Origin of the sequence: Treponema denticola ATCC 35405, assembly GCF_000008185.1 — a bacterium.
Classification (GTDB): Bacteria; Spirochaetota; Spirochaetia; order Treponematales; family Treponemataceae; genus Treponema_B; species Treponema_B denticola.
This window is the reverse complement of sequence record NC_002967.9, coordinates 13769-28584: the sequence shown is the minus strand read 5'-3', so window position 1 is coordinate 28584 and position 14816 is coordinate 13769. Positions and strand designations below refer to the sequence as shown.

Sequence of the window (14816 nt, the reverse complement as noted above, 5' to 3'; positions counted from 1 at the left end):
ATTTTAAAAATTTGCTAAAAAGAACATTGCAAGCAAGGAAGCATATCTGGCCTTTTCTTCGGATATAATTTCAACCTTTGAAAGACGAGTAACATAATACCAAAAAAATCCGAAGTCGGGATCAATGCGGAAGGCATACTCCACAAAAGAATCGGTTTTTACCAAATCTCCAAAAAGAAGGGTAACAACATCGTGCAAAATTGCAAAGCAATCTTCAAACGATTCCTTGTATGCGGCAGAATGCTCCGAGCTTATCAGTTTTTCACATAAACAATTTATCCTGTACAAGGTATCTTCTTTACATTCTTCATCATCTTTTTCAACCCAAGTTTTTTGTACAAGAAGCTGAATGTTTTTCCTAAAACTTTCTATCAAGTTTTTTTCGGCATCTACATTGGTTTTATCCGTATAAATTTCAAAAGAAGCGCCTCGGCCGAAGGCCTTTGATATTTTTAAAGCCGACGCAGCAATTTCATTATCGGCAGCATCTATAAATTTAGGAATTTCAAGAACTGCTATATCTTTTATTTCGGGAGACATCAAAAATTCATCACTAAATATCGGATCAACCATGGCTATACCTTGCTATTTTATCAAGATTTTGTCAATACCTTAAAAGCATTTTTTAATTACTTTTTTGAAGGAATAGGATTTTTCCAATACCAACAATCCGTATATTTCTTAAAGAAAATAAGAAACCTTATGATTATTCTAACTAAAAGATAAACAATTTGTATAACTTGAATAATCATAAAATATTCAAATGCTACAAAATATAGAATACAGCTGATAGGAACCAAAAAGTCGGGGAATGATTCTTTTACTTTTTCTGCCGTAGCCGATAAAACCGATTGGATAAACAGAACATTATAAAATGTAATAATTACTGTTTGCACAAATATCGGTGCCTGTACTTTCCAAACTAAAACGGCGCCTATGAGGGCAGAAAAGAAAAGATGTAAAACTAAGCGGATGCTTATTTTTTTTGTCTTAAAAATAGCTATAAGACCTGTAAGCCAAGCTGCTCCAAAACCCATAAACATAATTATGTATGGAATACTAAACGTAAAAAAAATATTTTTTAAACTGCTCTCTCTCATAAAAGAAAAAGACGCAAGGGCAGCCATAATTGCAATGACCATCGTTCCTTCACTCGTACTAATGCTTGAAAAATGCATAACCCCGTCTTTAAAACGTCCCCAAAATGTTCCTATTTGTCCCAAATATAAAAACTGATATACGCAAAAAAGTAAAATAGGGTTTGTAACCCGAAAACAAAGCATTAAAATGCCGGTAAGAAGCCCCGTAACAAAACTGTCTAAAAAATGATCAAAGTATTCGCCGAGCGGGGAACCGGTTTTTGTACGTCTTGCCTGTACTCCATCCGAACAGTCTCCTACAATATAAATCCAGCAAAAAATAGGAATCAACCACAAAAATCTATAAGTATCATGAAGATAATTTAGATAAGCGACAACGAATGAAAGCACAACAAAGCTATTGGAAAAGATAGTTATTATGTTTGCCGGAATTGATTCGGGTAAAATTTTTATAAGAGGAAACACAAAATATCTGTAAACCAGAGGGCTCAGCAATGATCTATCCTCTGCACTGTAGGAGTAATTTTCCATTTGCAGTTCTTTTTAATGTGCCCTTTTATAGTTTTTAATTTCGGTTTTTATTCGTGAAATTAATTCCGTTCTGGGAATTCTAACTTGCTCCATAGAATCCCTAAATCGCAATGTAACCGTATTATCCTCTTTTGAATCATAATCTACTGTTACGCAAAAAGGAGTTCCGACCTCATCTTGGCGGCGGTATCTTTTTCCGATAGCTCCTGACTGGTCATAATCGGTTTTAAATTCCTCTTTAAGCTCATTTCTAATTTCTTCGGCCAATTCTGCAAGTCCGTCTTTTTTCATCAAGGGAAGAACAGCAACGGTTATAGGAGCAATATTAGGATGGAAGCGTAATACGGTTCTCCAATCATCATCATTTCCCTTATCGGCAACCTTTTCTTCATCATAGGCATCACAAATAAACATAAGAACATTTCGCGTTAAGCCTGCTGAAGTTTCAATTATGTACGGAATATATTTTTCGTTTCCGTTATCTTGATCGATGTATTGCATGTCTTTGCCTGAATACTCGGTATGACGTGTAAGGTCATAGTTAGTACGGTTATGTACACCTTCAAGCTCCTTAAAGCCCATCGGGAATTCGTATTCGATATCATAAGCATCTTTTGCATAATGAGCAAGTTCATCCTTACCGTGCTGATGCCATTGGAGCTTATTTGTTCTTACCCCATACTTTTCATAGAATGCCCAGCGCTGTTTTTTCCAATAGTCGAACCACTCGTCATCAGTTCCGGGTTTTACAAAAAACTGCATCTCCATCTGTTCAAATTCGCAGGTTCTAAAAATAAAGTTTTTTGTAACAATTTCGTTTCTAAAAGCCTTTCCGATTTGAGCAATACCGAAGGGAATCTTCATCCTGTTTGATTGAATAATATTTTTATAGTTTACATAAATACCTTGGGCAGTTTCGGGGCGGAGATAGATAACGCTTGAATTATCGTCTGTGGGACCGATGTGAGTTTTAAACATAAGGTTGAATTTACGAGTATCGGTAAGCTCGCCTCCGCAATCGGGGCAAACTCTTTTTTCAAGGTTTTCAGGAGGTAAATGGTCTGCTCTAAAGCGGGATTTACATTTTTTGCAGTCTACAAGAGGATCGGTAAAATTTTCAACATGACCTGAAGCCTCCCATGTGCGGGGATGCATCAAAATTGCGGCGTCAAGTCCTACTATATTATCATGAAGCTGGGTCATTTCCTTCCACCAAGCGCGGGAAACATTATTTTTTAACTCTATCCCTAAGGGGCCGTAATCCCATGCCCCGTTCTGGCCTCCGTAAATTTCGGATGACTGAAAAACAAAACCTCTTCTTTTACAAAGACTTACAATTTTTTCCATTGAAATTTTATGATCTTCCATAATTTATCTCCCTTATTGCAATTATAAGTGTGAATTATAGTCTTTTTTTTATCTTTGTACAAGTACCGATTAAAACAGTCTGTATTACGTATAAATTGTAAGAGGTATTGCCCAAAAAAAGAATTTTATGGTTGCAAATATAGATTTTTTATGTCATAATATTTGTATGAAAACTGATATAGAAATAGCTAGAGAAGCGAAGCTAAAAAAAATCGCTGAAATTGCAGACGGTTTAGGGATTCATGACGATAATGTCATTCCCTATGGAAAGTATATAGCCAAGGTTCCCTATAGCGTTATAGATGATGCAAAGGTAAAAAAGAATAATTTAATTCTTGTTACTGCTATCACGCCTACAAAGGCCGGAATCGGAAAAACGACCGTTTCTATCGGCCTTGCCTTGGGCTTAAACAAGATCGGAAAGAAGGCTGTTGCAGCCTTGAGGGAGCCCTCTTTGGGTCCTTGTTTCGGTATGAAGGGCGGGGCAGCAGGAGGAGGCTATGCCCAAGTTTTGCCTATGGAAGACATTAACCTCCACTTTACGGGAGACTTCCATGCAATAACCTCGGCTCATAACATGATAAGCGCCCTTTTTGATAACTACATTTTCAGAGCTCAAGGAACTCCGAAGGCTATAAAAACCGTACTTTGGAAAAGAGTTTTGGATGTTAACGACAGAAACTTACGCCAAGTTGTTACCGGCTTAGGAGAGGGTAACGGCGTAGTAATGGAATCGGGCTTTGATATTACGCCTGCTTCCGAAATTATGGCTATTTTCTGCCTTGCAAAAGACATTGAAGATTTACGCCGAAGAATCGAAAATATCATATTGGGTTATGATACCGAAAACAATGCCGTAAAGGTAAAAGATTTAGGTATTGCGGGTTCAATAGTAGTTCTTTTAAAGAATGCCATCAACCCCAACCTTGTACAAACAACGGAAAATACTCCTGCCTTTATCCATGGCGGTCCCTTTGCAAACATTGCTCACGGATGTAACTCGGTAATAGCGACAAAAACAGCCCTTACCTACGGAGAATATGTAATTACCGAAGCAGGCTTTGCCGCAGACCTCGGTGCGGAAAAATTCTTCGATATTAAATGTCGAAAAGCAGGTTTAAACCCGAAATTGACAATAATTGCGGCCACTACAGGCGGGTTAAAAATGCACGGAGACGTTCCCGAAAAGGAAATATCCAAGCCCAATGCAGAAGCCCTCAAAAAAGGCTTGGCCAACCTTGACAAGCACATTGAAAACATGAAAAAATTCGGACAGACTGTAGTTGTAGCCCTTAACAGATACGGCTATGATATTGACTCCGAATTGGAACTGGTTAGAAAACACTGTGAAGCACAAGGTGTAGGCTTTGCCGTAAACAATGCCTTTGTTGAAGGCGGAAAAGGTGCCGTTGAACTTGCCGAGCTCGTTGTAAAGACCATCGAAACAAATCCGTCAAAGCCATTAAAATTTGTTTACGAAGATAAAGACTCCATAAAAACAAAGATAGGAAAAATCTGTAAAGAAATCTATGGGGCTGCTGATGTTACATATTCGGGAGCTGCCGACAAGATGATCAAAAAGATTGAAGAAGCCGGAATGGCAGACTTCCCTGTTTGTGTCGCTAAAACACAGTATTCGTTCTCATCGGATCCTAAACTTTACGGAGTTCCTACAGGTTTTGAAATGAATGTCAGGGATATAGTTTTAAACTCGGGTTCCGAAATGATTGTAGCCATTATGGGCGACATGATGAGAATGCCGGGCCTTCCGAAAGATCCGCAGGCCGTCAGAATTGACCTTGTAAACGGAAATGTTGAAGGCTTGTCATAAAATTTGTTAAAAATACGCGATACTATTTGATTTTTATAAAATAATATCGTATAATGTAAGGTAGTTATCAATAATATTTAAGGAGCAAAAAATGAAAAACATTTTGAAAATTTTGGCAATTATGGCCCTTTTTTCTTTTGTACTTACGAGCTGTGGAACTCCCCCCACTCCTCCTCCCGAAGAAAAACCCGCACCCGTTGTTGTAGAAGAGCCTACACCGGCGCCGGAACCTGTAAAGGAAGCCGCACCCGAGCCAAAACCGGTTGTTGAAGAGCCGAGAGATGTACCTGTAAAGGAATATGTAGTTGTAGAAGGTGACACTCTGTCCGAAATTGCTTTGAAATTTTACGGAACAAGAGAAAAAGCATACTACTTCCCCATAATTATGACGCTCAACCCCGGTAGGATCCAGCATCCGGACAAACTCACACCTAAGACCAAACTTTTAATCCCCGATTTTGAACTTTTCATGAAACACTCAGCTTCAAAAATGCTTGCAAGACCTGAGTTTGAAAAATGTATTAAAATTTATGAGGATGAAGGAAAATCCGGAGTAGTTGAGTCTTTAAGGCGAAGGCTTAAAGAGTTTTAGTTTTTGATAAAAACTTCCTTCCGAAAGGGGAGGAAGTTTTTTTTATTCGTGCGGAGGCTTTAATACCCCGATGCTTTGCGTCGGGGTATATTGATTTCCGCAAAGCAATTTAAAAACAATCAGGAGAATCCAATTTATGAATGTCAGATATGCTGTGGAGCTTTCAAAAGAGCTTTTACAAATACACAGTCCCGGAGGCTATACAAAGAATGCCATAGACCGAATAAAAAAAGAATTCGATTCATTAGGCATAAAATATACCGAAACAAATAAGGGTGCTATTTACGGCACTATCGAAGGAAAAAATACGGCTAAACACAGAGTTGTTTCAGCTCACGCAGACACCCTCGGCGCTATGGTGCGTCAAATAAAACCTAACGGCTGCTTAAAACTTGCTGCCATTGGAGGTATAGCCTTTAACAGCATCGAAGGAGAAAATCTTTACATCATTACAAGAACGGGAAAGGTTATCACAGGCACCGGCCTTCCCGAAAAAGCCTCTGTTCATATTTTTGAATCTATCGAAAAGGAAGAGCGAAACTTAGAAACCTTTGAAGTGCGCCTTGATGCGGAAACTCACTCAAAGGAAGAAACCTTGGCTCTCGGTATAAACATAGGCGATTTTGTCGCCTTTGAGCCACGCACAATCGAAACCGAGGACGGCTACATAAAATCCCGCCATCTGGATGATAAGGCTTGTATCGGTATGCTTTTTGCCGCTTGTAAGGCCCTTAAAGAAAAGGGAGAAAAACCGGCTTATACTACCCACTTTTTTATAAGCAATTATGAAGAAATAGGGCACGGCTTTTACGGTATTCCTAAAGAATGCTTTGAAGTTTTAGCTCTGGATATCGGAACAGTCGGAGGTGAGCAAAATTCGGATGAACATGCAGTAACAATCATCGCTAAGGATTCACGCACACCCTACGATTTCGGCTTTAGACATAGGCTTGAAAACCTTGCTATTCAAAATAAAATCAACTACAGAACCGATGTTATGTTTAGATACGGCTCGGATGCAAGTATGTATGTATTGCAGGGATTCGATATCAACTTTGCCTGTATGGGCCCGGGAGTAAGTGCTACCCACCACTATGAAAGAACCCATATCGACTCCTACAAAGAAACTATAAACCTATTGTACGCTTATTTAATGAGCGAATAGGTTTTTAGGATTGAATTAACTTTAATATTATCAAAGCGATAATTTTTAATGGCGGTAAAGCGATAATGTAAGACTTTAGCTTTGCCGCTTTTTTAAAATTTCAGGCTTTATCTTGCCCTCATAGCCTTGATTGCTCGGCTCATAAAAATGAGTGCCCTCAAGCCCATCCGGAAGATATTGCTGTTTTACCCAGTGTCCCTCAAAGGCATGGGGATAAAGATAGCCTTCACCATGGCCTAAAGCTTCTCCGTCACGATTTGAATCTTTTAAGTGGTTAGGAACTTCTTTATTTTCCTTTTGAACACAATCTAGGGCTTTAAAAAAAGCTTCAGCACTGTTTGATTTGGGGCAGGTTGCCAAATAGAGGGCAGCATGGGCAAGATGATACCTGCCTTCAGGCATACCGACCCTGTCAAAGGCCTCAGCCGCACCTGCAACAACGCTTACAGCCCCGGGGGATGCAAGCCCTATATCTTCACATGCTGAAATTAACATTCGCCGGAAGATAAAGCGCGGGTCTTCTCCTGCCGCTATCATTCTGGCAAGCCAGTACACGGCGGCATCAGGATCGCTCCCTCTGATAGATTTTATAAAGGCGCTTATAACATCATAATGATAGTCGCCGTCCCTATCGTATAAGACAACCTTCTTTTGGATACTTTCTTCGGCTGCCTTTAGACTAATCGTAATTTTAAAATTTTCTTCAGGAGGCCAGTGCTCCGCACTCGTTTCAACGGCAAGTTCAAGGGCATTTAAGAGACTTCGCGCATCGCCGGATGCCGTATCGATAAGATGCTCCAAGGCACCGGCCTCAAACTCTATTTTCCAGTTACCGTAACCCCTTTCTTTATTTGTCAAAGCAAACTGTGCAACTTTTTTTAGGTCATTATCGGTTAAAGGTTTTAATTCAAAAACGCGGCTGCGGCTCACAAGAGCCTTGTTCACCTCAAAATAAGGGTTTTCCGTCGTAGCACCGATTAAAATTATCGTCCCGTTTTCTACCCATGGCAGGAGGGCATCCTGTTGGGATTTATTCCAGCGGTGAACTTCGTCCACAAAAAGAATAGTCTTACGGTTATAGAGCTTTTTGTTTTCCTCAGCATTGGTTACGGCTTCCCTTATCTGCTGCACACCGGCTAAAACGGCATTTAAACTTAAAAAATTGCTTTTAGTGGTATTTGCGATAACTCTGGCAAGGGTGGTTTTTCCTGTTCCGGGAGGGCCGAAAAAAATAAGTGAAGAAAGTCTATCGGCTTGGATTGCACGCCTTAAAAGGCAGCCTTTTCCGATTATATGTTCTTGGCCTATATATTCGTCCAAGCTGATAGGCCTCATGCGGGAGGCAAGAGGTTCATTTTGTTTAGAACTTGAAGCCGCAGCTTCAAAAAGATCCTTACTCACGGTTCCATTCGCGCTTTTTATCGCTATAAAAACCCCATAGACCGGTGTTTCTTGTAATTGTGCCTGAATAAATGCCCATAAATACGGCATATTTACCGCTCCCCGCATTTCCTCTTTCAACACCCAACACAGGATATGTATAATAACTTCCAAGGGTAGTTTGGTATTGGGAATAAGATCCGGGAGGGGTTGTAGAACCTGAATTGCCGGGGTTAAGCTGTTTTGCTTTTGAAAGATCCGTAGTATGTGCATTATCCAGCTGTATCTCGGTATATCCCTTGTCACAGCCTAGCAATATGGTTTTTCTTTCCTTAAAGTAAGAAATACTTACAGGACTTTTTGATATTGATATTTTATTATTCCAAGTTCCGCCATTTATGTAATAGACTGTTGATCCGGCAAGTACAAATACTTCATTTGGATTGCCTGTTGAGCACATCCCCTTTACTCCGCTCGGTAAATTTGATATCTCAACAGCAGGAGAAGCATCTGCTTTATATAGCTTTGCAGAGTTTTTTGACTGTACCACAACATAGTTTCCTGCCGCATATAGGAAGTTTACTTCGCCTGTAGCTATAGGATTATTAATACCTGCTATTCCTATCTTAAAAACTTTTTTTTGGTTCGAATCATATCCGAAAACAGTCGTGTCACCGGCAATAACATGGATATCGTCTGAACCTGATACAGCACTCCATGTTTTAGTTGATTCATCATAAAATTTTACGGGTCCTGTAACAAAGCTTGCAAAGACATTAGCAGCATTCTTTGCAAGCTTTTGAGTACGTTCGGCGGGTAAAATCTTTGACCAAGGACCATCGTAATTTTTTGATTTTGAGTAAACGCCTGCCAGATTTGAGGCATAAACCATTGTATCGGTTGCTACCAAACTTAAAACATTCCCTCCAACCGAAAACTCTTTTAACTCGACCTCTTGTTCAATGGCTGCAAATATGGGTCTATTATTACAAGCCGTAAAGCCGATAAAAATCATTGGTATTAAAATAAAAATATATCTTCTAAATTTCATACTGAATTCTCCATATTGATTAAAGATGATATCTGGCAGCAAAGCTGATGCCTAAAAAATTTCCCGTTCGGTTATTTGTTCTATCTTTGAACCACTGGGGGACTACATTCCAAGATACATCGCCTCCGAAAGACCATTCGGGAGAATACTGATAGTAAGTTCCTGCATCAAATCTAAAAATCATGCCGAAGTATTGGGCTCCGTTTCCGCTATAAGACTGAACAGAAACCCCTATACCTCCTCCAAGAGGGATACGCCATTTCCTGACAGCAAAGGTGTAGCCCATATCAAAGGTTATAGGTACGGCAAAGTAAAGATTTTTTGCCAATGTGGGATAAAACTGAAAACTTATAGTTCCGCCCAAAGAAAATCCGTCTAAGATATAGTAGCCGAAAGCTGCATTGATGGTGCCTCCCGGCCAAATATTCGGTTTAATAGCAAATTTCTCGGCTGAAGTATTAAAAAGAGGGACACCTAAGGATAAACCTACTTTTATGAATTTATCGCCTTGTCTGACCGGTCGAAAGACTGCAGTTCCGTCTATTTTACTATTTGAAGGAGTTTCAGCCTCTTCTTGTGCAAAAATCGGAATCAAAAAAACGCTGATAATCAAAAAACAAGAAATAAATCTCTTCACTTTTTATTCACCTCTAACTTAAAAAATAGTATATCTTATTTTTTACAAGAATGTCTATATGTAAGTCTTGCACAAAATCATATTATGTTATAACATAGTAGATATAAGATAACATAACAATCTTATCTTGTTTAAACTAACACAAGTCTAGAACAAACCGGAATAAGAATAGTTACTTATACAAGTAAATGGAGGAAAAAATGAGTGCAAAAATTATTGACGGTGCCCGGATAGCGGCAGACCTACGGGCCGATATTGCAAAAGACGTTGAAAAAATAAAGGCAAAGGGAGTCCAACCCACCTTGGCCGTTATTTTGGTAGGAAATGACCCTGCGTCCCAATCTTACGTAAAGGGAAAGACAAATGCTCTTCATGAAGTAGGAATGAATGACAGGACATTCAGGCTTCCGGAGACTACTACGCAGGATGAATTACTAAAACTTATAAAAGAGCTGAATGCCGATAAACTTATAAACGGTATTTTAGTGCAGTTACCTTTACCCAAACAAATCGATCCCGATGCCGTAATTGAAGCTATAAATCCCGAAAAAGACGTAGACGGTTTCCATCCTGTAAATGTCGGAAAACTTCTTTTGGGACACGATACCTTTATTCCTTGTACCCCCCATGGTGTAATTCATCTTTTAAAGAGAACCGGAGTTGAAACAAAAGGTGCAAAGGTTGTAATTGTAGGACGCTCCAATATCGTTGGGAAACCTCTTTCCGTTTTGATGATGAATAAGGATGTAAACGCAACGGTAACCGTCTGCCACAGCGGTACAAAGAATTTAACCGAAGTAACAAAAGAAGCTGATATACTGGTTGCAGCTATGGGAAAGCCCCGGTTTATCAAAGCCGATATGATTAAAAAAGGCGCCGTCGTCATAGATGTAGGTGTAAACCGGATTGATGACAGTACCAAAAAAAGCGGCTTTAGGCTTGTAGGCGATGTAGACTTTGAGCCTGCCTGTGAAATTGCTTCTGCAATAACGCCTGTTCCGAAAGGGGTAGGCCCAATGACCATAGCTATGCTCGTTGCCAATACCCTCATCGCAGCAAAAAGGCAAAACGGTTTGGAATAAACCGAATTGATTTAATCCGGAAAATAAAAAGATTAGGATTATAATAAGAAGCCCCGAATTGAGATTTTCAACTCGGGGCTTTTTTTTAAACTGATGGGGCCGGTATAGGCGGCACATCCGTACCGTTTTTCTTTTTTCTCATAATTACAAATATAAAGGCGCCCAGACAAATAAGAGCAGCAGCAATTCCTATGGGATAAGAAATCATCTTATCAAGCTTGAATCCTTCAGGAGCCATTAAAATATATGTAACCGAAACAGCTGTCATAAAAGTTGCCGGAACCAGGGCAATGATAAAATTCTTCTTATTTAAGAATAGATACATTGCTCCTACCCATAATGCAATCATTGCCAAAGTTTGATTTGACCATGCAAAATATCTCCAAATAATATTAAAGTTTATTTGGGATAGAAGACCTCCTATAGCTAAAAGAGGAATAGCCAATAAAAGTCTTTTATTAATCGGTTTTTGATCTACCTTGAACCAGTCGGCAAGAGTTAAACGGGCGCTCCTAAATGCCGTATCTCCTGATGTTATAGGGCATGCAATAACACCCAATACTGCCAAGAAACCACCAATACCTCCCAATAACTTGAAGGAAATATCGTAAACAACACCTGCAGGACCGCCCAATGTGTTAAGAGCTTCTTGTAAGCCGCCTGTTCCATAATAGAATGTCATACCGGCAGCTGCCCAAACAAGGGCAATAATTCCTTCGCCTACCATTGCGCCATAAAACACCTTGTGTCCGTCAGCTTCAGATTTAATACAACGGGCCATTAAAGGGGACTGGGTTGCATGGAATCCTGAAATAGCGCCGCAGGCAATGGTGATAAACAGCAAGGGCCAACGCGGTAAATTGGAAGGATGAACATTAGCCAATGAAAATTCGGGTATAGTCATTGTTCCGCGGAAAGCATTGAAAAGAATACCGGCGCCGATACCCAAGGCCATAATTATAAGAACAATACCGAAAACCGGATAAATCTTTCCGATAATCTTATCTACCGGTAAAATTGTAGCAAGGAAATAATAAGCAAGAACAATAATCAGCCAAAAATTCGAGCCGAATTTTTCCGGTGTGAGTTTTGCTAAAAGATCAGCAGGTCCTTTCATAAAAACCGTACCTACAAATATAAGTAAAACAACGGCAAAAACTCTCATGATAAATTTCATAATCGGGCCCAAATATACGCCTGAAAGCTCTGAAATACTGGCACCGTCATGTCTTTCGGAAATCATTCCCGAAAGGTAATCATGCACTCCTCCCGCAAAAATCGTTCCAAGTCCTATCCAAAAGAAAGCAGAAGCACCCCAAAGAGCTCCTGAAATTGCTCCAAAAATCGGCCCCAATCCTGCTATATTCAATAATTGAATCAAGAATACACGGCCCGTCGACAGAGGAACATAGTCTACCCCGTCCTGCTTAGATATTGCCGGCGTAGGTGCAGAAGAAATACCAAATACTTTTTGGACATATTTTCCATAAACAAAATGTCCTACAATAAGTATTGCCAAACAGATAAAGAATGTAATCATACCAGCCTCCTTGTGATATAGTAATAGTGTACCATATTTTTAAAAAAAATACACCCAGAAATGGCCTTTAATATAAAAAAATAGCCGATTAGACTAATCGGCTATTTAAATTTTATAAAGATTTGTGACAGAACCAGAAATCGTAACCGTCATATTCCTTTAAGCGCTTTTTAGCTTCCGCTTCTGTGGGAGGCGGCGGAATGATTGCTCTGTCTTTGATAAGCCCGTTATTAGGCCAGTCGGCAGGTAAAGCAACCTTATTCTTATCGGAGGTTTGAAGAGCTTTAACGGCTCTAACAATTTCTTCCATATTTCGACCGATTTCCTGAGGATAGTAAAGAACAAGTCTTACCTTTCCGTTGGGGTCAACAATAAATACGGCGCGAACGGTGTTTGTGCCTTTTCCGGGGTGTAAGAGTCCGATTTGGTTTGCAATGCTGTCATTTGCAGCAATTACAGGGAAGGTAATCTCTACACCCAGTTTTTCCTTAATCCATTCAATCCATTTTAAATGGCTCTGTATTTGGTCAATAGAAAGACCGATTAGTTTTACGCCGAGTTTTTCAAACTCAGGCATGAGCTTTTGAAAAGCTACAAATTCCGTAGTACATACGGGTGTAAAATCTGCAGGGTGGCTAAAAAGCACAAACCAACTGCCTTTAAGATCACAGGGAAGCTTCATAGGTCCGTGTGTTGTCGAAACCGCTAACTGGGGGAAGTCGTCTCCCAAAAGGGGCATATTCATTGTCATTTGTTCCATAATTTTCTCCTTAAAAAATTATTTTAAAGCAAACTTTTTTAAATAAACTTTTAGTGCTTTTTAAAGGTTTTTTAGTGTCTTTCGGTTATATATAAGCAAATTTCATGCCAAAGATAGTAAAATCAAAATAAGACGTATTTTTAATAAAAATACGGGAATTTGTATTAAAATATTTAGAATTTCGATAAAACTAAGGTAGTCTAGGTAAAATTCACACCGTTATATCGGTGGCTATCACTGATATATCGGTGCACCGACATATCAGTGATATTGCTTTTCTTTTAAGTATAGAAAAAGAGCTGCGTTCATAATAGCATGAGTGTAGGGCGGATTACCCATGTTTTGAATAACTTTTTTAACGGGGATTTCAAGAATATTTAAGAATTCATCTTCATCAAGATTTTGCTTAACTTCTCCCTTGTCCAGCTCCGCCAAAAAAACGGTACAAGAGTTTTCCATTATTGCAGGATTTGGGGACAGTGTAGATAAGCATTTTATATTTTTAGGAGTTCGGCCGGTCTCTTCTAAAAGCTCCCTTAAAGCAGCATCTTCCGGTTTTTCTCCTTTATCGACAACACCTCCGGGGAATTCGATGCAGACGCTTTCCGAACCGTGCCTCCACTGCTGTACCATCACAAAGATATCTTCTCCCGATGAGTTTTGGTATACGGGAATAACAATAACCCAACTAGGCGCTTTTAGAGAAATAAAGGTCTTTTTTTCTCCTTCAGGAGAAATGCTGTCTTTCTCACAGACACTAAAGACCCTTGTTTTTAAGATCTCTCTGGAAACAGTAGGCTTCCAGACAATCTCATTATTCTTTTCCATAAAAATTGCAATTCTCCATTTGACATATCAAGAATTTCGGGTTATTCTATTATAAAGCGAATTTAATTGCAATAGGAGGTTTTTATGGCAATTATAACTATTTCACGCAAAATCGCTTCCTTTGGTGACGAAACAGCGATTGAGCTGGCCAAACTTTTAAATTACAACTTTATTGACCGTAAGTCGTTGGAAAAAGATTTGCTTGCAAAAGGAATTTCGGAAGTACAGCTAAAAAAATATGATGAGCGCAAGCCCGGCTTTTGGGCATCCCTTTCAAGGGAAAGAGATTCTTATTTTGATTATTTGCGTGAAGCAGTATATGAGCATGCTTCTTCAGGCAACAGCATTTTTATAGGCAGGGGAGGCTTCGCAATCTTGAGAAATGTGCCGGGACTTTATTCGGTACGCTTGGTTGCTGCCGACGATATAAGAATTTCGAGATTGATGAAGGAATTCAATTATTCCGAAAAAGAAGCGCGAGCACTGATGGAGGAAAGCGATAATAATAGAGACGGGTTCCATAAGAATTTTTTTAATACGGTTAATGAAGACTCTTCCGAATATAATTTAGTTATAAATACGGGGCATATAAGTCATCTTCAAGCCGCCGAGATAATCAAATACGGGCTTGAAAAAACCATAAGCAAAGAAGATGCCGCTTTAGGCGATAAAAGATTAAAAGAGCTTTTATTGGCTCAAAAAATCGTAAACCACATTTCTTTTGATTTGAAGCTTCAAATATATTTCCTTGAAGCCGATATTTCGGAACATGAAATTATTTTACACGGTGTCGCCGACAACGCAGGGCTTATTCAAAAGGCCATAGATGTTGCTCAAGAAATGGCAGGAGGGCGCAAGGTTTCGTCTGCAATAAGCATGGTAAACGAGTATAAGCCTTTTCCATAACAGTTAAAAGCATGTTGCAAGGCTTATGAGAAAATCGGCCGGAAT

13 protein-coding genes and 1 pseudogene are annotated in these 14816 nt (G+C 39.4%); 5 read left to right on the top strand and 9 right to left on the bottom strand.

Annotated elements, in window-relative coordinates:
* Positions 1-3: 3 nt before the first annotated feature.
* The 3 genes from TDE_RS00115 to TDE_RS00105 are packed head-to-tail and all read right to left on the bottom strand — an operon-like array spanning position 4 to position 2999.
* Positions 4-573 (bottom strand): hypothetical protein, encoded by a 570-nt coding sequence (locus TDE_RS00115; protein WP_002666906.1) that lies wholly within the window; start codon positions 571-573, stop codon positions 4-6.
* Between the two features lie 56 nt (positions 574-629).
* Positions 630-1631: a 1,2-diacylglycerol choline phosphotransferase gene (gene cpt / locus TDE_RS00110; RefSeq protein WP_002680881.1), complete on the bottom strand. Its 1002-nt coding sequence runs from the start codon at positions 1629-1631 to the stop codon at positions 630-632.
* A 12-nt stretch (positions 1632-1643) separates the two neighbouring features.
* Positions 1644-2999, bottom strand: a complete 1356-nt coding sequence (locus TDE_RS00105) for a glycine--tRNA ligase (RefSeq protein ID WP_002684564.1) — start codon at positions 2997-2999, stop codon at positions 1644-1646.
* A gap of 127 nt (positions 3000-3126) precedes the next feature.
* Here TDE_RS00105 and TDE_RS00100 point away from each other — a divergent pair, with 127 nt between their 5' ends.
* The 3 genes from TDE_RS00100 (at position 3127) to TDE_RS00090 (ending at position 6587) form a co-directional block, all read left to right on the top strand.
* The gene (locus TDE_RS00100) at positions 3127-4830 is read left to right on the top strand and encodes a formate--tetrahydrofolate ligase (protein ID WP_002680876.1); all 1704 of its coding nucleotides are present in this window, start codon (positions 3127-3129) and stop codon (positions 4828-4830) included.
* 91 nt (positions 4831-4921) lie between these two features.
* Positions 4922-5422, top strand: coding sequence for a LysM peptidoglycan-binding domain-containing protein (locus TDE_RS00095; protein WP_002680874.1), 501 nt, complete (start codon positions 4922-4924; stop codon positions 5420-5422).
* A 136-nt stretch (positions 5423-5558) separates the two neighbouring features.
* Positions 5559-6587, top strand: coding sequence for a M42 family metallopeptidase (locus TDE_RS00090; RefSeq protein ID WP_002673388.1), 1029 nt, complete (start codon positions 5559-5561; stop codon positions 6585-6587).
* 78 nt (positions 6588-6665) lie between these two features.
* On the opposite strand, the pseudogene TDE_RS00085 reads toward TDE_RS00090, so the two are convergent.
* The 3 genes and pseudogenes from TDE_RS00085 to TDE_RS00075 all read right to left on the bottom strand — a co-directional run.
* Positions 6666-7988, bottom strand: a pseudogene (locus TDE_RS00085) (AAA family ATPase); the annotation flags it as partial.
* Positions 7981-9018 carry a lipoprotein gene (locus tag TDE_RS00080; RefSeq protein ID WP_002676283.1) on the bottom strand — a complete coding sequence of 346 codons (1038 nt, stop codon included), beginning with the start codon at positions 9016-9018 and terminating at the stop codon, positions 7981-7983. The gene TDE_RS00080 and the pseudogene TDE_RS00085, both read right to left, overlap by 8 nt.
* A 19-nt stretch (positions 9019-9037) precedes the next feature.
* Positions 9038-9655, bottom strand: coding sequence for a TP0733 family outer membrane beta-barrel protein (locus TDE_RS00075; protein WP_002680870.1), 618 nt, complete (start codon positions 9653-9655; stop codon positions 9038-9040).
* Between the two features lie 200 nt (positions 9656-9855).
* Here TDE_RS00075 and folD point away from each other — a divergent pair, with 200 nt between their 5' ends.
* Positions 9856-10737, top strand: coding sequence for a bifunctional methylenetetrahydrofolate dehydrogenase/methenyltetrahydrofolate cyclohydrolase FolD (gene folD, locus TDE_RS00070; protein WP_002666926.1), 882 nt, complete (start codon positions 9856-9858; stop codon positions 10735-10737).
* An 85-nt stretch (positions 10738-10822) separates the two neighbouring features.
* Here the strand turns inward: folD and TDE_RS00065 are convergent, their stop codons facing one another.
* From TDE_RS00065 to TDE_RS00055, 3 genes are all read right to left on the bottom strand, one after another.
* Positions 10823-12277, bottom strand: coding sequence for a carbon starvation CstA family protein (locus tag TDE_RS00065; RefSeq protein WP_002666927.1), 1455 nt, complete (start codon positions 12275-12277; stop codon positions 10823-10825).
* A 112-nt stretch (positions 12278-12389) separates the two neighbouring features.
* The gene (locus tag TDE_RS00060; RefSeq protein ID WP_002666928.1) at positions 12390-13037 is read right to left on the bottom strand and encodes a peroxiredoxin; all 648 of its coding nucleotides are present in this window, start codon (positions 13035-13037) and stop codon (positions 12390-12392) included.
* Between the two features lie 261 nt (positions 13038-13298).
* Positions 13299-13865, bottom strand: coding sequence for an NUDIX hydrolase (locus TDE_RS00055; RefSeq protein ID WP_002680868.1), 567 nt, complete (start codon positions 13863-13865; stop codon positions 13299-13301).
* Positions 13866-13949: 84 nt separating this feature from the next.
* Between TDE_RS00055 and TDE_RS00050 the strand changes: the two genes are divergently transcribed.
* Positions 13950-14771 carry a cytidylate kinase family protein gene (locus tag TDE_RS00050; protein WP_010956669.1) on the top strand — a complete coding sequence of 274 codons (822 nt, stop codon included), beginning with the start codon at positions 13950-13952 and terminating at the stop codon, positions 14769-14771.
* Positions 14772-14816 lie beyond the last annotated feature (45 nt).

Bases quoted from the DNA above. Each gene is read 5' to 3' on its own strand.
- folD (WP_002666926.1), top strand. From the start codon at position 9,856: ATGAGTGCAAAAATTATTGACGGTGCCCGGATAGCGGCAGACCTACGG.
- TDE_RS00100 (WP_002680876.1), top strand. From the start codon at position 3,127: ATGGTTGCAAATATAGATTTTTTATGTCATAATATTTGTATGAAAACT.
- TDE_RS00065 (WP_002666927.1), bottom strand. From the start codon at position 12,277: ATGATTACATTCTTTATCTGTTTGGCAATACTTATTGTAGGACATTTT.
- TDE_RS00050 (WP_010956669.1), top strand. From the start codon at position 13,950: ATGGCAATTATAACTATTTCACGCAAAATCGCTTCCTTTGGTGACGAA.
- TDE_RS00105 (WP_002684564.1), bottom strand. From the start codon at position 2,999: ATGGAAGATCATAAAATTTCAATGGAAAAAATTGTAAGTCTTTGTAAA.
- TDE_RS00115 (WP_002666906.1), bottom strand. From the start codon at position 573: ATGGTTGATCCGATATTTAGTGATGAATTTTTGATGTCTCCCGAAATA.
- cpt (WP_002680881.1), bottom strand. From the start codon at position 1,631: ATGGAAAATTACTCCTACAGTGCAGAGGATAGATCATTGCTGAGCCCT.
- TDE_RS00095 (WP_002680874.1), top strand. From the start codon at position 4,922: ATGAAAAACATTTTGAAAATTTTGGCAATTATGGCCCTTTTTTCTTTT.
- TDE_RS00080 (WP_002676283.1), bottom strand. From the start codon at position 9,018: ATGAAATTTAGAAGATATATTTTTATTTTAATACCAATGATTTTTATC.
- TDE_RS00090 (WP_002673388.1), top strand. From the start codon at position 5,559: ATGAATGTCAGATATGCTGTGGAGCTTTCAAAAGAGCTTTTACAAATA.
- TDE_RS00060 (WP_002666928.1), bottom strand. From the start codon at position 13,037: ATGGAACAAATGACAATGAATATGCCCCTTTTGGGAGACGACTTCCCC.
- TDE_RS00055 (WP_002680868.1), bottom strand. From the start codon at position 13,865: ATGGAAAAGAATAATGAGATTGTCTGGAAGCCTACTGTTTCCAGAGAG.